Annotated in this window: 13 protein-coding genes; 3 read left to right on the top strand and 10 right to left on the bottom strand. The window is 44.3% G+C overall.

Annotated elements, in window-relative coordinates; all coding sequences use genetic code 11:
* Positions 1-149: 149 nt before the first annotated feature.
* From F6K63_RS10790 to F6K63_RS10765, 6 genes are all read right to left on the bottom strand, one after another.
* Complete coding sequence (locus F6K63_RS10790; protein WP_229420187.1) at positions 150-1,256, bottom strand: peptidoglycan-binding protein; 1,107 nt, start codon at positions 1,254-1,256, stop codon at positions 150-152.
* A 610-nt stretch (positions 1,257-1,866) separates the two neighbouring features.
* Complete coding sequence (locus tag F6K63_RS10785) at positions 1,867-3,168, bottom strand: TauD/TfdA family dioxygenase (protein WP_071106329.1); 1,302 nt, start codon at positions 3,166-3,168, stop codon at positions 1,867-1,869.
* Positions 3,169-3,215: 47 nt separating this feature from the next.
* Entirely contained in the window at positions 3,216-4,535 is a 1,320-nt protein-coding gene (locus F6K63_RS10780) for a TauD/TfdA family dioxygenase (RefSeq protein WP_071106328.1), read from the bottom strand.
* A gap of 47 nt (positions 4,536-4,582) precedes the next feature.
* Complete coding sequence (gene panD, locus F6K63_RS10775; RefSeq protein ID WP_071106327.1) at positions 4,583-5,068, bottom strand: aspartate 1-decarboxylase; 486 nt, start codon at positions 5,066-5,068, stop codon at positions 4,583-4,585.
* A gap of 726 nt (positions 5,069-5,794) precedes the next feature.
* Positions 5,795-6,400, bottom strand: a complete 606-nt coding sequence (locus F6K63_RS10770; RefSeq protein WP_287312067.1) for an ureidoglycolate lyase — start codon at positions 6,398-6,400, stop codon at positions 5,795-5,797.
* Between the two features lie 24 nt (positions 6,401-6,424).
* Positions 6,425-7,819 (bottom strand): methyltransferase domain-containing protein, encoded by a 1,395-nt coding sequence (locus F6K63_RS10765; protein WP_287312066.1) that lies wholly within the window; start codon positions 7,817-7,819, stop codon positions 6,425-6,427.
* 474 nt (positions 7,820-8,293) lie between these two features.
* Between F6K63_RS10765 and F6K63_RS10760 the strand changes: the two genes are divergently transcribed.
* The gene (locus F6K63_RS10760; protein ID WP_287312064.1) at positions 8,294-10,693 is read left to right on the top strand and encodes a heavy metal translocating P-type ATPase; all 2,400 of its coding nucleotides are present in this window, start codon (positions 8,294-8,296) and stop codon (positions 10,691-10,693) included.
* Between the two features lie 281 nt (positions 10,694-10,974).
* The gene (locus tag F6K63_RS10755) at positions 10,975-11,415 is read left to right on the top strand and encodes an FHA domain-containing protein (RefSeq protein WP_287312063.1); all 441 of its coding nucleotides are present in this window, start codon (positions 10,975-10,977) and stop codon (positions 11,413-11,415) included.
* 241 nt (positions 11,416-11,656) lie between these two features.
* Here the strand turns inward: F6K63_RS10755 and F6K63_RS10750 are convergent, their stop codons facing one another.
* Complete coding sequence (locus F6K63_RS10750; RefSeq protein ID WP_287312061.1) at positions 11,657-14,257, bottom strand: AAA-like domain-containing protein; 2,601 nt, start codon at positions 14,255-14,257, stop codon at positions 11,657-11,659.
* Complete coding sequence (locus tag F6K63_RS10745) at positions 14,254-15,549, bottom strand: AAA-like domain-containing protein (protein ID WP_287312060.1); 1,296 nt, start codon at positions 15,547-15,549, stop codon at positions 14,254-14,256. The genes F6K63_RS10750 and F6K63_RS10745 overlap by 4 nt, the downstream gene beginning before the upstream one ends.
* A gap of 194 nt (positions 15,550-15,743) precedes the next feature.
* On the opposite strand from F6K63_RS10745, the gene F6K63_RS10740 reads away from it, so the two are divergent.
* Complete coding sequence (locus F6K63_RS10740; RefSeq protein ID WP_287312058.1) at positions 15,744-15,899, top strand: hypothetical protein; 156 nt, start codon at positions 15,744-15,746, stop codon at positions 15,897-15,899.
* Between the two features lie 357 nt (positions 15,900-16,256).
* On the opposite strand, the gene F6K63_RS10735 is transcribed toward F6K63_RS10740, so the two are convergent.
* Both F6K63_RS10735 and F6K63_RS10730 read right to left on the bottom strand, forming a co-directional pair.
* Positions 16,257-17,510, bottom strand: coding sequence for a tetratricopeptide repeat protein (locus tag F6K63_RS10735; protein WP_287312056.1), 1,254 nt, complete (start codon positions 17,508-17,510; stop codon positions 16,257-16,259).
* 415 nt (positions 17,511-17,925) lie between these two features.
* A complete protein-coding gene (locus tag F6K63_RS10730; protein WP_071106320.1) occupies positions 17,926-19,017 on the bottom strand; it encodes a hypothetical protein in 1,092 nt (363 codons plus the stop codon).
* Between the last annotated feature and the right edge of the window lie 167 nt (positions 19,018-19,184).

Here is a 19,184-nt window from a genome sequence, read left to right as displayed (position 1 = left end):
ACGCATTTCGCATTTAAATTGTCAGTTACGGAGAAACAATCAATGAAACAATCAATGATGACTTAGGAATGATGAATACCTCTGGAACTTGTGAATGAATGATACATTGTTTTGCCATTGACCATTGGGTTAGGGTCAATGGTTCTCGATTAAAGTCCCATCTTGGCACGGGTTGCTGGGCCGACAACTCCATCTACATCTAAGCCGTTTTGTTCTTGGAACTGCTTTACAACTCCCTCACTACCTGGTCCATAGACACCATCCGGCTCCAGACTATAGCCTGCTTTGGCCAAGGCTTGTTGAATAGCACGTACGTCTTCTCCCTTCATGTAAGGTCGGCTGAGGCGCAGTACCCGAAATTGTATAGACTTCTCAGATTCTTTCTTGGAGGGTACCGAGATCGAAAACCCTTCTGAAAAACTATTGTTTAGTCGTCTCTCGGTTGATGGTCCGTAGGAACCATCTTCGGCAATCCGGTCATTGATATTATAGCGGTTCCAAACTCGCTGGAATGCCCGCACTGCTAGGGAGCGAATGTCTCGGGTACGTCCGCCTACGTAGTCGAAATGAACTGGGTCCCCCCAACCGAGCCATCGCCAGCCGTACTTCTGGAGGTAAGGTCGCCAGCTCAGGTAATCTGAAATATCAATGGCTAGACCACTTTGGTGATTACTTCGAGACGGACGGGCAGCAATGGGAATACCGCAACGGCGATTTCTGTAGTGGTTATATAACACTAATTGCTGGGCAATGGTGCGATAGGCTGAATTGATTACCATGGGAACGCCCCGGTCTTGAATAGCACGTTCGAGGGCTCTTTTGGCAGCGGGTTGCAGCATAGCCCAGACAGCAGGACCTAGTTCCACATCTAAATCATCAAAACTGATTAGTACATTCGGGATGAGTCGGTTCATTTCATCAATAATCTGTTTGTCTAGCCCCCGAACCACTTCTGTGGAGCAGGAGGTAACATTCCTGACCTTGATGGATATTTTCTTAGGGAACAACTGCTTGTCGTCATCCCAAACTTCCACATGGGGTTCGTAGACGTACCAGGTATTCTTGCCATTAAATTCATCTTTGGTCAAAGCAACCCGCAGGTAAGACTTCTCTTCTTTGAGGTCTACCCAGCTGTGCAGCTCTAGTTCCCTGCCTTTTTTGACCCAAACTTTATCCTCTTCATTTTCGATCTTCTGGCTGGGTACGGGTTGCTGTTTTAGGAAGGTATCATGTACGATTTTCAAAGATAAGACCATCAGTTTCCCTCATAGATGAAATGGTGGCAGTAGTCGTGATTGGTGAGTCGTGATTGGTGAGTGGTAATTGGTGTTTGTCACTTAAAGTAAACTCCTGCCTAGGAGGAGTGATTAGGACGTTTCAAGCTAGCTGTTGTTAGCCCTACCAAACTCAAGACTCTTCCACTATATATTCATATTCAATACTAGAGCCTGGGATTACGGCCAAATGTTTGACAAAATTGGGCAGAATCCTCCGCTTATAACAGTTAGAGTCAAGAGGATATTAATGTCCTTGGTTAGTTCGACAGGAAACAGCTAATGACTGGGTTACCATGCCCAATCCCTGTTAATGCAATCAGCATCTCACCCTTAAGTCATATTATGTCTGCTTTAACAATTCCTCGGAAAGGTATAGTAAAATCAGAGGGTAAAAATTTTTTTCGCTTGTGCCACTTTAATAACTGGCATATTATTTAGTAACAAATTACTAATTTGTGATACTCAGCAACTATTATAATAGTTAGGGCGCACGTTTGTGCGCCCTAAAAATAGCTTTAATTTTCTGATGCAAGCGCTGTCTGTTGTTTACAGCGCTTCACTTCCCATCGATTAAGATTGTTCCATGATCTCAAACATAGCGATCTGCGAGAATTTCCAAAGCACGGTCTGAGCATCCCATTAACCACAGGTTTGACATCCCAGTTTTCTCCCCTAGCAAAATTCGCCGTCTACAGCGGAAGGTTTCTTCCTCCAAGTAGGCTCCTAGCAACCTTCGTTTCAGGGAAGGACTCCAGATACCGGTACGTCCATGGAGCACTCGCCAGTTGTCAACTACTAACACCTGTCCGGAAGTCAGTAGAAATTCGGCATTATAGTCAGGATCTTGTAACAGTTCGGAAAATCTTTGGTAGGCTGCCAATAGGTCTTGAATCTTATCGTAGGAAACTTCTAGAGGTATCCTGGTGTTGTGGTTATACCGAATCTGATAAACTTCTCCATTTTCATCTAAGTTAATTAGATGATTACGTCGATAAGCTTCCCATTCGTATTTTCGGGGGCTGAAATCATTTTCGGATAGTTTCTCCTCTACAGAGAGTCGCCGACGACCTGCTGGTATATATTCTGTGGTAAGTAGCTCAAAGAAGTAGGGGTTTTCTGTTTTGATTACCTCTGCTAATTTGAAACCATCAACGACAGTGGAATAGGCTTGTCTGTCGTTATCCGGGTTATCGTAGAGGGTACATTGCAGAAATTGGATTCCAGTGGGAATATCGTAGGCAGTAACGTCTGTATGATTTCTTAAACGCCCCAATTGATAGGAATGTTGGATAGCCTGAGCAACTGCGTTCTTTCTATCCATAGTGAAGACATTGGTCGGATGATAACGTTGCCGTAAAGGCCCCACTCGTTCCACCAATGCCCGAAAGCTTTGTTCGTCATTTGGAGCATTCTCAATTACTGCTACCCCTAGTTCGACGAGCTTATTCAGGTAGGACAATAAAACTTCGTCATCATTCATCACCTCATGATAATCAAAATAGGAGATAGACACCGATGCATCCCAAAGTTGAGGTTTTGATTTTTGTTTAAGGGCTGGGTCATCGTAACAATGAACTCGTAGCCAGGAAGGATCGAATACACTGTGATGCCCTGTTTCCTGACCACCCCAGACAATATCCAAATTGCCTTCAGGATCAATTGTCACCTTTTCAGTAGTTGGGTTTAAAGGAATTTTGAGGAGGTCATGTCCGCTATTGAGGCTTAAGGTATCTCGCTGAAAGCATTCAGGACAGCGACAGCTATCTAGGAGCCAGAGATTATGGTAAAAGCTTTGATGGCCATCTTTCCAAGTGATCTCTACGCCATTGTCACTGGTTGCCATGGATTCGATGCAAAAAGCGGGTTTGAGTTGTCTAAGTAGGGTGGTCATGTTAATTTCAAGCTCCTATGTATCAAGCTCTTATGTATCTCGTTTCTTTAGATTGTGGTGCGGTCTGCCAGAATTTCTAAAGCACGGTCTGAGCATCCCATTAACCAGATATCTGACATACCACTTTTCTTGCCAAGTAACAGTCGCCGTCTGCTACGGAATGTTTCTGGCTTCATGTAGGCTCCCAGTAAAACTCGTCGCAGCTGAGGATTGTGAATGGCGGTACGCCCGTGGAGTAATCGCCAGTTGTCGTTAACTAATACCTGTCCCGGAGCGATCAAAAATTCGGCGTTATATTCAGGAGCTTCAGCTAGGGCTGTAAATGCTTGGTAGGCTGCATATAAGTCTTGAATCTTATCAGGAGAAACCTCTAGTGGCACTCGGTCTGTTTCATGGTGACGAATCTGGTAGACTTCACCCGTTTCATCCAAATTAATTACATGCTGACGATGATAAGTTTCCCATTGGTACTTCTTGGTGCCAATTTCATGCTTAGATACTTTTTCTTCCACACCCAGGCGACGGCGACCTGTTGGCACATACTCTGTGGTCAGCAACTCGAAGAATTTTGGCTGTTGGGTTCTGAGAACTTGGGCAATTTTAAATCCATCCACTAACGTGGAATATGCCTGTTTGTCATTGTCTGGGTTGTCGTATTGGATACATCCGAGAAATTGCAGTCTGGGAGGAACGTTGTAAGACACATGGTCTGTGTGATTATGTAAACGTTGCATATACTGATAGGCGTGGTGAATATTCCCTGCCAGTTTGTTTGCTGTATCCAACGTAAAGATATGGGTGGGATGATATCGTTCTTGGATCGGTCCAATCCGCTCTATCAGTGCCTGAAAACTCTCTCGATTCTTGGGCACGTTGTCAATGATGACTACTCCCAATTCCAGCATCTTGTCCAACCACAGCAACAGTGCCCAATCGTCTTTCATCACTTCGTGGTAATCGAAATGAGGGATGGACACTGATGAATCCCACAGTTGGGGTTTTCGTCGCTGTTTGAGGGCGGGGTCTGTTTGACAGTGAACTCGCAGCCAAGATGGATCGAATACACTGTGATGTCCAGGTTCTTGACCGCCCCAGACTATATCCAAATTGCCTTCACGATCAATCTTGACCGCTTCAGTGATGGGATTGAGTGGCATTTTCAGGGGGTCATGTCCTTCCCCTTCTGAGCTGTTAAGGCTCAATGTATCCCGCTGAAAGCATTCGGGACAGTGGCAAGCATCCCGCAGCCAGAGGTTATGGTAAAAGCTATGATGACCATCTTTCCAAGTGACTTGTACACCGTTGTTGGTCACTGCAACTGATTCAATCCGAAAAGCGGCTTTGAGTTGCCGAACTAGAGTTGTCATGTTTCACCTTCATCTTTTGTTTTACTTGGTTTCCATGTATTTGAGGACTAAGCTTCAGCCCCCACCATTACCCTTGACTTAGACGTCAATTGTTTGCCGTTAGTGGTTTGATAGCCGTTGTATTCCAGTTTCTCTCCATTAGGGGTGAGAGTAGGGGTCAGAGTCTGGTAAAAAACTTCTTGACAGCAGTTGTTTTCGTCAGCAATCAGTACCCGCGCTTGGTGTCCGCTACTCAAAATTTCAGCGCGATCGCATTGCTCGTTTGCCCAGATAATCAAGGTATCTCCCTCTTTGCACAGTAGCGCTCCCCCTCCATTGGGACAAATTTTTCCTGAACCTGCTTCTCCTGGCAACACATAGGTTGACCAGCGATTGCCATTGTCAATGTTGACAATTTCTACTTCTTCAAGAGGTAGGATCCCTACCTGTGCCAGCAAGTCGGAGTCAATCGTGACACTGCCCACATAGTGGCGGTTTGCCTCAGTTACACGCACTCGATGTAGCTTGGCGTGCATTAGTTTGATGGTCGCCATGATTTATCCTCCGTTGAGTTGAATGAATTTAAATTCAATTGACTTGAACGAGCCTATTTCTCGACTTAGCCATTGGCATTTGACAATCTCTGTTTGAGATTGCTATACCATCGCTCCACTAATCACCAAAAACCTAATTAATTTCGGTTAATCAGTGATTTATGAGTCTCGAAATACGGATTTTTTATCGTCTGCCATGATTACTAAATAGGCGATTTTTAGCAGCTATTCAGTAATAGAAGTTGACACATTTGTCTTGATGCAGTCGCTCATGGTTTGAATTTACCGTAAGATAGTGGAGCCTTGTCTTGATGCAGTCGCTCATGGGGGAAACCCCCAAGACCGCGCTGCATCGCTATTAAAAAATATTTAACCCTTTTCTGCATAACCTGCTAACTATAAAGGCTCCACAATAAACAGGTTTTGTCTCCGGGGGAAACCCCCAAGACCGTAATGGTGCGTTTTCCGTGATGGCGAGCAATCCCTCGCCATCACGGGTCGCACCTCTGCATCGCTTTTTGATACATCACTTTTGATAAAATACATCGATTTACCTTTCTCCCTCCCGCCCTATCCCTTTCTATCCATTGCTAAAATAGCCAGTTTAACAGTTACTTAACTGGCGCTCTAGCTCCTTTAAAAGCGGCTAGGGAAAATACTTGCACTTCAAATTATATAAAATCATCTGTTTCTATCGATTCCGTGCTGTGTTGGCTATCTATATTGTCAGTCTTCTTGAGGTTTACGAAGGGGAATCTTTAGACAAGTATCTTGCTCCTTCAACAATAGACAATCTACTGTAGCATAGATACTGCCTTGTTTATTTTTATAGACTACCTCTCCAGACAGTGGTAAGGGAGCTGTGTGCCATACTCCAGGATGAATTGATATGCCGTAACTACCATCGGAGTAAAGCGCTACAAAATCTTCTGGTTTGACATTGTCCCCAGGAGGAGCTAATAAAAAAATGCTAGGTTCACCATTTTTAGGAATAAAAGCCTCTCCTGCATCTAGATGGGCGCTAAGCCAATTCACTAGCACATAGTTAGAGTTAGTTTCAGGATCAACTACAGCCTTTCCTGCTGCCCCACCGCGAGCATTTTTATGGTCAGCGGAAAGCACGGTAGAACCACGCCAATATACTTTGAACTCGTCTTCAATAAATGTACCATAACCCCCCCTAGCAATAAGAGGTCGTTTTCCTGGGTTTGGCCATTTACACAACTCTATTTCAACATCTTCAAAATCCGTGAATACAGTTCCTAATCCTTCAGCATTTTTTGAGTTCAGCTTTTTTAATGGAACGTCATAGTATTTGCATGGTGTAGCCATGATTTTTCCTTAAACTATCAGCAATTAGTGCTTTTTCAGCACTAGAGCAACCATTGGTTCTGATTCAAAGATGTTAAATTCTACTCGATCGAGTATACTCCATGAAAGCTCTTCGAGAATCTCTTGTAATGAATCGTTGCTTTCGTAGTAGTCAACTCGCAGGGTTAGGACAAAATATCCTCCAGACTTCAATAGTTTGAATAAGTTTCGCAACCCTTTAGGATGGGCGTGACCAAAGGTGAATACCCCCAACACCACAATCCCGTCGAACGCCTCAGGAGTAGAGAAGGTTAGAGGTTCTGCCACGTTCCCTTGGTGCAAGGCAGTGTAAACTTGCTTCTTCCTAGCTACCTCCAGCATTTCCTCGGAGAAGTCAACTGCTGTAATGTTGGTGTATCCTAGCTCTGCCAAAGCCTCACCCACCATTCCTGTACCTGCTCCAACATCAAGAATGCTTGCTGCTTTATTTGGCAGTACCTTTGCCAGAGCCCTAGCGGATAGAACGGGAGAGCAGCGATAGGTCTCGTCTAAGTCAGCATCGTAAATGGTCGCCCAAGCATTGTACTTATCTTGTAACGTTTTTTCATCATTGGTTCCGTAGATCCACGACACGCGATCGCTTACCTTTTGACAGCGATAGAAACTCCATCCAAGTTCCCGAGCTGCGATCGCCTCGCACATCTTATCATAGGAAGCGCTAAGTTTCGGATACTTGCTCAGAGCTAGCTCTGACAAGAGTTGGTAGCTCTTATTGAGGTGTTCGCTCAAGTCTTTAGCCTCCAACACCATCAAGCCAATTTCACTGAGTGTTTTTGCGTAGGACTCATAGCTAAATGTTGGTTCAAACAGTAGTCGTTGATAAACGTGCTTTTGGCCTTCTGGGCTGATCTCGGACACTGGAGTGATCAGATCATCGAACAGGAAGATGCCTCGTTCCTGAAGAACACGGTAAATCTCCTTCAGAGCTAGCTCCCGCTGGTGGACATGGTAAAGGGTGGCTTGGCTCCAGACATGGGTAAAGGAATTGTCTGAGAAAGGTAGGCTAGTTACTGATGCTTTCTGAAAGGACAGGCGTAGGGACGGATACTCCTGAGCTAATGCCTTGGCATTGCCAACCCGGACTGTACTGATGTCAATGCCGACAACTTCACATCCTGTCTGCTGGGCTAGCCAGATAGCGGTGTTGCCGTTGCCGCAACCGATATCAAGTACCCTAGATTCAGTAGTCAGCCCACTGCAGGCGAGCATATATTCATTCCAACGGTGGCAAGCTCGGACAAAGTCTTGAGCACGAGCGTCAGCTAAGTTGTCAAAATAGCCCCAATGTAAACTGCCTTCAGAATCCCAGAAGCTACGATACATGCTGTCTTCGTGATCGTAAAACGCTTCTGTGTCTGCTTCTGTATATTTCTGTGTCATTTGCTCCGTCTAAGTTGAGACTTACAAGTGAGACTTACTAGATTTTCAGGGAAGTTCCCTTCATGACAGTAAAATCATAAGTGCTCGTTTCTTGAAATACTTCATATTTACTTCATATTTCCTTGATATTCTCCTTCATAATTCCTGGCCTTTTGGCCTTTAGGCCAAGGTCAATCGGAATTTCAAGACTAAGCTACTGGCACAGTTAATCTATTTAGGGCTTTTTTTTACTATTCACAGGTTCAAAACTTTTCGAAACCCTTAAGTTATTGCTATCTCGATTATCTAAGCTGGATCAGCTTTTTTTTCCAAGTCTCCTGTTGTCCTCATTGACATAAAAAAAATAATGATAACCATTATAAAATTAACTGTAGCCTAGTTGACGAGCTGTTAGCTTAAGCTGGAAATTAGAGGAATGTGTTGCTCTTAATCCTCTAGGCATTGCCACTATTACTAAAGCTGTTGACCAAATCTATGCCAAAATCTATCCCAACTTCCGCCAAGACTACCTTAACCCAACCAGCTTTGCCTGTAGAAACGATCACATTAGATGTAACTGGCATGAAATGTGCTGGTTGTGTTGGTGTAGTGGAACGGCAACTGAGCAGTAAGCCTGGGGTATCGAAAGCCTGTGTCAATCTGGTAACTGGGGTAGCTGTGGTGGAGTATCAAGCTGGTGAGGTGGAACCAACTGTCCTAGCTGAGCTGCTTACATCAAAAGGGTTTCCTAGTCAACCCCGTTTACCTGAAACTGAACAGGGAACTAAGAGCCAGGATAGGTTAACACCAGCCCAGAGACATCAGCAAGAAGCTAGAGCATACCGCCAGCAACTAGTGATTGCTGCTGTGCTGATTGTCTTCTCTACAGTAGGACATATCGGTCATTGGTTCCATGGACCAATGCTGCCAGTATTGAGTACTTTGTGGTTCCATTGGGGACTGGCAACTCTAGCGCTATTACTTCCGGGACGCTCTATTATCGTAGAGGGTGGGCGCGGTTTGTGGCAGGGTGCTCCCAATATGAATACGTTGATCGGACTGGGGGCGGTGACAGCTTACACGACTAGCTGTGTGGCATTACTATTCCCTAATCTGGGATGGGAATGTTTCTTTGATGAGCCAGTGATGTTGCTGGGTTTTATTCTTTTAGGTCGGACCTTAGAACAGGGGGCACGATATCAAGCTACTGCTGATTTTGAGTCTTTGCTATCCCTACAGCCTCAGGTAGCCCGGTTAATTGGAACATTAGAAAGTAAAGAAGGTGATCAAACGGGTATCGAAATTCCTGTGGAGCAAGTCCGGGTGGGAGAATGCTTAAGGATATTACCTGGGGAAAAAGTTCCTGTAGATGGGGAAGTGATTACGGGAGTCTCATCAATTGATGAGTCAATGCTAACCGGGGAATCGCTACCAGTATTCAAGGAACCAGGGGACATGGTTACTGGTGGTACGTTGAATCAATCGGGAGTGCTGGTGGTAAAGGCAACCCGTACTGGTAAAGAAACTACTCTGGCACAAATTGTAGCACTAGTGGAGGAAGCGCAAACTCGGAAAGCGCCAGTACAGCAGTTAGCGGATTTGGTAGCAGGGTATTTTACCTACGGGGTGATGGCGATCGCATTTTTAACCTTCCTATTTTGGTACGTGGCTGGGACTAAAATCTGGCCAGAGGTCTGGTCAACCATGGCGGCTTCTGAGTTACTGTTGAGTTTGAAATTAGCGATCGCAGTTTTAGTGATTGCTTGTCCCTGTGCCTTGGGTCTAGCCACACCTACCGCCATTCTAGTGGGTACCAGCCTAGGGGCAAAGCGGGGCTTATTAATCAAAGGCGGTGACATTTTAGAACAGGTGCATCGGCTGGATACTGTGGTTTTTGACAAAACTGGTACCCTAACTCAGGGTGAACCGACAGTTACCGATTGCGTGCTGATTCAACCTGACACAGAGCATGACCAACAGAGGGCTATTGGTACGAAAACCATTGCTGTATCTTCTGCTAGCCAATTGCTGCAACTGGCAGCAGCAGCTGAAAGTGGCACATCCCATCCCTTAGGTAGCGCGATTGTTACCGAAGCTCAACAGCAACAGTTACCGATGTTAGGGGCTCAAGATTTTTACACAGAACCAGGATTGGGAGTATCAGCTTTAGTAGAAAAGCAACTGGTAGTGCTTGGCAGTGCAGACTGGTTGAGTAAGCAGGGTATTACGATTAGTGATACTGCTCAAGGGGAAGTCAAGGCTTTGGCAGATGGGGGTAAAACAGTAGTTTACGTAGCTGTTGATGGGCTACTAGTTGGATTAATTGCTGTGAATGATATTCCGAGAGTTGAGGCTAAACAAACAGTAGAACACCTCAAAGACCTAGGATTGCGGGTGATGATGCTAACTGGTGATAGACCGGTAGTGGCGGCTGCTGTGGCCAAAACTTTGTCAATAGAGCCAGAGGATGTTATTGCTGGGGTGCTTCCTGATGGCAAAGCTAATGCGATCGCAAACCTTCAAGACCAAGGACACTGTGTCGCTATGGTGGGAGATGGCATCAATGACAGTCCAGCTCTAGCACAAGCTGATGTTGGGATTGCCTTGCATGGGGGAACCGATGTGGCAGCGGAAACAGCAGGAATTATTCTGATCAGAAATAACTTGCTCGATGTGGTCAAGTCCATAGACCTATCACGAGCCACCTTCAACAAAATCCGCCAGAATCTGTTTTGGGCATTAGGTTACAATATATTGGGTATTCCCATGGCCGCTGGTGGGCTACTACCAGGATTTGGGATGGTACTTTCTCCTGCTGCTGCTGGTGCCTTAATGGCTTTCAGCTCAGTTAGTGTTGTCACAAATTCACTGTTGCTAACCCGTTTACGGAATTAGATCAAGTCCAGTTGAATACCTATAATAGACCATCAGAGCAGCAAGGTTTCACAAGGCTATACTTCTTTTGGTAGTTGGAAGGAACCACCTTAGGGTAAGCTTGGTGTCTGGTAGTTTACTTTTTATTGATTCAAGGGATAATCAGGTAATGCTGAGCACTCAGGAGAGTTTTATAAGTAAATCAGTCCTTAAGTCACTCGCAAGCTGGTTGAGAGCTGTGCCAATGTAAGTAAATAAGAGCATTGTTTTCAACCAATTACCCTTTTGATCACGAGCGATTCATGGCTACACAATCTGACCACAACCATTTACTGATTATTGAGGATGACAAGGGAAGCAAGCAGATTCCCTTGGAAGAGGAGGTATATTCTATTGGTAGAGATCCAGAGTCTGATATCCGCCTGTTTTCAAAGTTTGTGTCTCGCCGACATGCGACCTTAGTCAGGCGTAGACGTTCTGATGGCAGTCCCTACTACCGAATTTTTGATGGTAACCTCAAAGGGAAGGCTAGTTCCAATGGCATTTTAATCAATGGTCGTAAGCTTCAAGCCCATGATCTCGAAGATGAAGATGAGGTAATTTTTGCCCCTAAGGTCAGTGCTAAATATTATCTACTCAAGCGAGAGAATACCCCAACTGATCCAGTAGATCAAATGGATGAGTATGATATTACTCTAATTAATCCCGGCATGATTGATGATCCGGAAGAATGGGATAATTAGTAAGGAAATGACCGCTAAGTTAACCTTAAAATTATAATTTTTAAGGTTATAGTTTGAGCGGTTAGCTATCAGCTATTCATGATTTTTGTTACTAACAAAACCGACCCAAAAAACGCGCATCACCACAGCATCGCCCAGATACAAAAGCTATAGTGCTGGGTGCAGCGCTATAGTTATCACTCTTAGTTAGCACTTGCTGAAGGAATTTTTACAGAAGGCTGGAACACTTATATATTAAAGTCTACCAGTCGCAACGGGAGAATAGAACACTCAGAAAAGACTTGCGCCAAGGAGTCACTGGGGGGTCTCCTCCCCGGAAAGTCTCAGTACGATTATCCTTGGTGTTCCACGGTGCCAAGGGTAAGTGACCTTCCTCGGCTTTGTTTTTGTTGAAAATTTCTGCAAACCAGTTTACTTTTTCCCACCACTCGTACCATGTTTCATCTAATAATTTATCATACTCTCCCTTGGGTAAGCCACGCTCAGCAATAATTTTGTCCAAGATCTGCTTTTGTACACTGAAGCCAAACTTGCCATCTGAGTGTTTGACCCAAAGGGTGTTAAGAGTACGTAGCTTTTGGCAGGAGCATTGTTCAATATGTTCGACATTGAGCCAACCTTCTTTTTCTCGATCAGCGATGTAAAGCATGATACGAACATTTTTTAGGTCAGCATCTTTCCAATTTTCCGACTTCATAAAGAAGTGAATTTCAGCTAGGAAGTGATTGAAAAGAGAGTTTTTGACCATTTGATAGTCTTGACCGTTTTCAGATAGTAACTCAATGTATTCCCGATGCAAATTTTCTACGGCATTCGTTGAGAGGATGGACTGTTGTTGAGGAAGAAAGCTAGGTATAGGAATTTCTGTATCGAGATCAACGTTTGGAAACTTTTTCCAAGCAGTATCAAGTCTATCAAAGGCTTGCTTGTAAGCTTGTAATGCTTCCTCTATATTCCCTTCTTTCCTCAGTATACTCCCCTGGACTCTTTTGACATGAACATAAATTGCCCATTCTTCGGGGACATCTGGATTTGGTTGTGAGGGTAAGAGATTTTTTTCTTCTATCTGTTCAATTTTTTGTGTAGCCTCATTCCACCGTTCGATTGCTTTACTATTCTGTTTGATATCTTGATACTTCTGACTAAGTTGCTGATTAGCTAAAGAAATCGAAGCTAGGAGCATGGCTTGCTTGATATTGCGTTTGTCTTCTTGGATTAGTGTAGACTGACTGACTTGAAACCATGCCTCTTGTGCTTCAGAATACAGCCCCTTTTGTTGGAGTTCTGTAGCAAGTTCAGAGAGCCTATTAATGGTTTGGATATCTTCTTTGATTTTTTTATGAGCAGCTTTAGCTTCCGCTACCATGATCACTTCTTTTGCTGCCACTAATCCTGAAACAATTGCTCCCAACACAGCTATACTGAGCACCACAGCGCCAATCTGAATCCGCCGTTGAGCCTTCCGATTCGCCTCAGTTAGTACCTGATTTCTCTTCTGGGTCGCTTCCCGATCCTTCCTCTCTCTGTCTAATTGAGCAATTTGCTCCTCAATCCCCTTCTTTTCACTGGCCGCCAAAAACTGCTGATCCAAATAACTTAAATTCTTTCTTTTCGCCCAAGCCTGAGCATCCTTGAGAGCCTTCCCCCGCAACAATAGCGATTCATCCTGACATCCCGACGCCACCCAAGCCCTAAACCCTTCTGAATAGGGACGTAATGCAGCTAATTCTTGTTCAATCCAGTCTTGATTAAAGACTTGATGGTAGATACGGTTATATACTTTAAGAACTGGAAAAGCTCCAACTCTCTGCTTAACCACTAATCCAGATAACTGTAACTTACCTTCCTCAAAACTGTTATTAGCAACAACTTCCCCCTGTTGCCACACCTGCTGATACAATTCCAACAAGTAGGCAGAGCGTTGCTCATTACTCAAGATGCGATCGCGTATGGTCTTCAAATGTTCTGGCTCATCGGTAGCTTCCCAGTTCGAGATCACATGGGATCGCACCAATTTCTCAATCCATTCCTTCTCCCCCTTTTTTAAGGGATCGAAAACCGAGGCAGAACTAACCACCAACTGACACAGCTTTTGGGTAAGAAAGGGCTGTCCTCCTGTCCAGTCTAATATTTCCTGGATAACAGCCTGGGGGTTGCTGACTTGTCCCGCCAATCCCCTGACTAACGGCTCAACTTCATCTCTTTGAAAGCCATGTAACTCTACCGCCCGTCCAATATTAAAAGGAGTTCGGTCTTTATCACCAATCAAATCCCCTGGTGTAGCCACCCCCAACAGCACAAAACTAAGGCGATTATAGGCAGAATTTTCCGCCCGTTTGTTGTAACAAGCTCGAATTAGGGCAAAGAAGTCATCTTTGAAACTTAATTGCAGAACGCTATCGATTTCATCAATAAAAATAACAATTGGTTGAGCAATATATTCAAACAATACCTCTTTGAGAAACTTACCAAAGCACTGCACCGGAGAAATTTTTTGGTGCTGTTGAAGCCAATGGTATTCATCAAACCTGTCGTAGAGTTCCAACTCAGACACCAACCCACTAATCAAACCGCCATACCATTCCCGTGGGGGAATCTGTTGCGACCCCAGCATGGTAATATCAATAGAAGCACAAACAATTTCTTCTTGTTGCAACCGTTTTACTGTTTGAACTTTCAAGGAAGATTTGCCCATCTGACGGGAATTTAAGACATAACAAAATTCCCCTGCTTTTAGGTATTTATACAACTCCTCATCGGCCTGACGTTTGACATAACTGCTAGCATTAAGGGGTAATGCGCCGCCTACTTGATAGATTTGCATAGTCTGGGTTTTCATCATGGGGTCTCCTGGAATCGCGCTTGAAAATACTCCCGATACAACTGACAACGGAGAGTTACTTGATGTCCTTGTAAATTCACTAATCCCATACTGTGTAGTTTGTAAGCTGATCGGGATTCTAAGGGAATCGGACAACTGGCCTCAATCACGTCTTTAAAGGCATCAGCCAAAGCTTGATGTTGCTGTAGCATCTGCCAGAGGTGTCGTAAATGATTGCGATAAATCCCAGCTTCGGTGGCGGCATTGGTTAATACCTGCTCAAGGTAACCAGTACCATTAAATTTGAGATGGTTAAAGCATTCGCCAATTAAATAGGGATGTCCCCCTACTAACCCCTGCAATTGCTCAACCTCAGATGCTGTACAATCAAGTTGGTATTGTTGGGCTAATTGAAGAATTTGCTCTTGGGTCAATTCCGGTAACTCAATCGGAACACCAACATTAAACGGGGATTCGTTAAGGTTCAGGGGAATATAAACTTCTGTGGAATGAACTACCACTAATCGGAGGCGTTCTAAACGTTTACCCATCTTGGCTTTCTCATGCCAAGCCCTTAGCATTCCTAAAAAGTCTGATGCCACATCACGGTGAGGAAAAACTCGGTCAACTTCATCCAAACATAGGACTACTGGCCTGTTAACCTGCCTTAGCAAATACCGTTCAAAGTAGTTGGTACAAGCCATTTTACTGGTCGATAATCCTTCGTACCAGTAATCAGCTAATCGATTAGCTAATCCTAAACTCTCACTGACACAGAAGCTAAACCACTTTAGTAATGAATTAAGATTGGCAAGGTCAGCGTGGTTAGCCAGGTGCAGGTTAATATACACAGTTTGATAGCCCTGCTGGGCAACCAACTTTCTCAGCACTCTAGCTATCAGTAAGGTCTTCCCCATTAGACTTGGTGCTTTAATTCTCACCAAGGCACCGGGACGTAAAAGTGTTTGATAACAAGTGGTTTCAATGGGAGGACGTTCAACATAATAGTCAACGTCAGGGATAGACTCGTCCTGATCTAAATCCGGTTTCCACGGATCTCGATTAACGTTGCTATTGCTTGGTGTGCTTTCTTGATCTAGAAGAGCGATCGCTTTCCAGTCTTGTCCCAATTTTTCACTAATTTCTTGAAAATTCAGGTTATCGACAGGTCGGCCATTGAGGTAATTATTGAGGGTTGATAGAGATATCTCCAATTCCTCAGCTAAGTCTTTCTGGCGAGGATAACCGTTGCGCTTAAGGGCTAATTTAACCTGGTCAATATACTCGGGATGAACTCTGAGTGAGCGAGACATAGGTTCGGTCTGATCAACTACTCAAACTATAACTATCTTTTATAGTCACTCAGCCCAACTCAGGTACAACTCAGGTACAAGTCGGCAATGAATTATAAGTTGGCCATAACTCACGTCAGCTCAACAGCTTCCAAGGTTTGAACTGCTTTAGCCCCAGGGTTTGATGAAATTGTAGTTCACCTGAAACAATTTTCATGAACAATCTCGAAAGCTTCCAAACCCTTCTGGAAATTGTGTTACTAGTTCTAACCCTCTCTACTGAATCTCCATTGTTAGGTATTGTTGCTGCTATTTGTGCATTGTTGTATTTCTTGAGCGACTCTGATGATTCAGATAACGGTGAGGAGTGAAGCGGTTGTCTAGCTCCGGAGATGGGAAGATAGGGAGATAGGGATATGGGGAGATAGGGATATGAAATTGATCTTTAGTCCTAATTTCCAGCATTGGTATCAAAATACCGGCGTTCCTAATTCTGGGTATGGTTTCGCCCCCCTAGCCCCCCAATTCTGGGGGGAACAAAACTTTCTTGCGTCCCCCAGAATTGGGGGATTTAGGGGGCTTTAACAAAAACAGATGATCGCGCATTCATTCCTTAATTCAGCAATGCCAAGATACCAACTTAATCGATAACTACTTCATGCAAAAGTACCGATTCCCGATTCCCTGGGCTATAGTCATTAGTTGTTAAACTATCTAAACAAATTATACTACAAATTTTGCCGATTCACTAACTGAATTTTATTGACAAAATAAGCTTCGCGATGCTGCAATGACTCAGCTAAGTCTAGCCCCTTTTGAAATGCTGCTAAGGCTTGAGGATAATTGTTCATATCCAGATAAATTTGACCAATGTTGTCGTAAGTATTCATCAAGCCATAGTAATTATAGGACTGTTGTTCAACTTGCAGCAAAACCTCATAAACTTGCAAGGCAAACTCTGGCTGCTTAGAGGTAAGGTAAAGTTGTGCTAGAGGTTGTAGTGCTTCGCTAGCATGGGCAAACTGCTGTAGAGACCAGGCTAAGGCATAGGCTTCCTGATAGGTTTGACTAGCTTTTTCTGGTTGATTGAGGCTGTTGTAGTCAGATGCGATCGCAATTTTCAGGGCTGGAATCTGGGTATCATTACCTTGATTTAGGTAAATGTCCACTAATTGCTGCTTTTTGGGCAATGCCTGGTCCGGTTGTTGGTCTTGGTCGTAGATATAAGCTAGCTCTTGTAAATAAGCCACTTCTTCATTTATGCGTTCGCGAAGCGGTTCCAAAGGAACATCGGTCTGAACTTGAGCCAGTAATTCCTCATAGGTTTCTGCTGCTTTGGGATAATCAAACCAAGCCATGTGCAATTCACCCATGGTCTTCAAGGTAGCCTCAACCGCTGCCATATCGCCCTGGTTTCGAGCATCAGCGAGAATTTGCTCATAGACTGTCAAAGCTTGTCCTGGCAATCGAATCTGTTCATAAGCCTTACCCAAAGCTTTTAACAGTGGCAGATTGATCGAGTCTTCTGCTTCATTTTCCTGCTGAATCTCTTCCAAGCGTGCCGTAATTAGTTGTACTGACTGCTTATTGTTTTCATTCCAGGCAACTCCTCCTACTCTGCCCAAGGTTTGCACTTCTGCCACGGGATCCCCTAGCACTCGCCGCAGCCGGATTTCCCGATACCAGATGTCAAAGGCTTTGGATTGATTACCAGCTTTGAATTCAGCTTCAGCTTCAGCATTCAGTTCATCCAACGCTTGCTTGAGTCTAGAACGTTCGGAGGGGTTGAGAGGTTCGTCTGGGGATAAGGAAGGAAGGAGGGGATCAGGAGCAGTCAGTTCCAATGGATTGGGATTATCATTATCACTTGATTGGGACAAGGTCACACTAGCAAAACATAACGGGAGTATAGCAGCGGATAATGCTATGATCATCCACTTGCTTAGTTTGGGTCCGAGAAGATGTAAGCGCAAGGTAGCCATAAGGAAACTAAAGAAGGTTACTACCAGTTAGACTAGCGATTTTAGGTTCAAACTGACATCTGGCCCTATTCTGCAGTAAGCCACCTGATCCGCCTGGGGAGTTATACCAATTCTTAGGGCTTACACACCTACACATCAATTTCATCTGGCCATCTCCCCATCTGGCCATCGGGTGCATCTTAATGCATGCAATTAGGCAAAAATTCTAATAAAATCTCCACACTTCCCGCGCCCGGGCCCCGCGCCCGGGCCCCACACTTCCCGTCTTTTTTACAAATATGAGATGCACCCTGGCCATCTGCATCTGTAGTCCTACTTTGAAGAATTGGTATTATTTCTGCCTGCCTGCACTAGTCTGACCGCTTCCGGGACGAAGTTTGTTCCTGCCACCAAGATTTAGGACTGCTAGATGATATCATAACGCCTTCTGCTCCAGGTCAGAGAATAACTCCAGCAGTCCTTTAGTATAAGGAAGCAATAGGTACATCTGATCTGACTCTATACGAGCGTTTAGTTCATCCACCAGCAACTGCAACATTTTTTCCGCCAGCTTCCAACTTACGTCTACGCTAGGAAATACCAGTAAACACAACGGCAACAGTTCCTGTTCTATTGATGTCATATTCCCCTCCAAAGCACATAGCCATAGGTAACCCTGGAACATTTCTAAATCTCTGATAGTCGAAGCCTTAATTCCTGGATCGTCCAACCCTCCCCGACGGCTAAAATGACCAGAGTGCAATTCCTCTGTGCGTTGGTAGACAGTCTGAGCAATATCCTGACTAACAGGTAAGAGTTGCTCCACTAAGGCTAAGGTAGGTGAGTTAAAATCATGCAAAGCCGCTGCATTACAGATTCGTTGCCAGGGGATAGAAACTTGCTCCTCCACAAACTTAAAGTAGGGACTGAGCAAAATTTGTTCTGGCAATGTCAGCCGATTGAGTACTAACTGAGTGCTGAAGTGAAACTGTGTGGTAACAAAACCAATGGCTCTACGGTCTTTTGCTGATATATGTTGCTCCCGCAGTTGCCGCAATACAGGTTCGAGAGAGGTGGTTAGCTTTTCTATGGCTGGTAACTCTAGCGCTATCATTGTCCACGGGCTAGAGAAATCTGTGAAGAAATTAATTGTCTCTCCTAGTCGTATTGCTGCCATTAAACTAGGATTCGGGGATTGCTCCTCGTAAATTTCCAGTACCTTTTCGTAAACGGAGCAAACAAATTGAGCAATTCGCTTAGCCTCGGTCAAATTAACCACATTAGGAATATAGGAGAACATAGCATCTGTTTTAATTCCCGCACACTCACAGTTAATCTGGATTAAACGCTTTAACTTGGTAACGGTTTTATTGCGCCCCTTTCGGGAAGCAAATTGTAGCAAATCAGAAACCTTTAAAACACCATTTTTGTAAGCGATAATTGATAAATCTGGTACATAGCGAGTTGCCCAAAAATTGACTAATCGCTCAACCGATGTTTTGTTGAATCTTGGAGTGTTGATCAGCAAAGCTTTTTCCTCGGATGTCTAAAAAAATATTTCTGTAATCCCGTTACTTGCTCCTCCAATTGTGGCATTAAAACCAACAATTTTAATACGTATCAGAAACCCTATAGATCACCCCCTGACAACTAATACCAATTCTCCGGTAGGGTCACAACAAAGAAATCCTACCT

The organism is Moorena sp. SIO1G6 (genome assembly GCF_010672795.1).
Taxonomy (GTDB): Bacteria; Cyanobacteriota; Cyanobacteriia; order Cyanobacteriales; family Coleofasciculaceae; genus Moorena; species Moorena producens.
This window is presented reverse-complemented; position numbering and strand designations above follow the sequence as displayed.

What these genes read in the sequence shown, in the direction of transcription:
- F6K63_RS10760 (WP_287312064.1), top strand. Translation starts at nt 8,294, where the DNA reads ATGCCAAAATCTATCCCAACTTCCGCCAAGACTACCTTAACCCAACCA.
- F6K63_RS10745 (WP_287312060.1), bottom strand. Translation starts at nt 15,549, where the DNA reads ATGTCTCGCTCACTCAGAGTTCATCCCGAGTATATTGACCAGGTTAAA.
- F6K63_RS10790 (WP_229420187.1), bottom strand. Translation starts at nt 1,256, where the DNA reads ATGGTCTTATCTTTGAAAATCGTACATGATACCTTCCTAAAACAGCAA.
- F6K63_RS10785 (WP_071106329.1), bottom strand. Translation starts at nt 3,168, where the DNA reads ATGACCACCCTACTTAGACAACTCAAACCCGCTTTTTGCATCGAATCC.
- F6K63_RS10765 (WP_287312066.1), bottom strand. Translation starts at nt 7,819, where the DNA reads ATGACACAGAAATATACAGAAGCAGACACAGAAGCGTTTTACGATCAC.
- F6K63_RS10755 (WP_287312063.1), top strand. Translation starts at nt 10,975, where the DNA reads ATGGCTACACAATCTGACCACAACCATTTACTGATTATTGAGGATGAC.
- F6K63_RS10750 (WP_287312061.1), bottom strand. Translation starts at nt 14,257, where the DNA reads ATGATGAAAACCCAGACTATGCAAATCTATCAAGTAGGCGGCGCATTA.
- F6K63_RS10780 (WP_071106328.1), bottom strand. Translation starts at nt 4,535, where the DNA reads ATGACAACTCTAGTTCGGCAACTCAAAGCCGCTTTTCGGATTGAATCA.
- F6K63_RS10770 (WP_287312067.1), bottom strand. Translation starts at nt 6,400, where the DNA reads ATGGCTACACCATGCAAATACTATGACGTTCCATTAAAAAAGCTGAAC.
- F6K63_RS10735 (WP_287312056.1), bottom strand. Translation starts at nt 17,510, where the DNA reads ATGGCTACCTTGCGCTTACATCTTCTCGGACCCAAACTAAGCAAGTGG.
- panD (WP_071106327.1), bottom strand. Translation starts at nt 5,068, where the DNA reads ATGGCGACCATCAAACTAATGCACGCCAAGCTACATCGAGTGCGTGTA.
- F6K63_RS10740 (WP_287312058.1), top strand. Translation starts at nt 15,744, where the DNA reads ATGAACAATCTCGAAAGCTTCCAAACCCTTCTGGAAATTGTGTTACTA.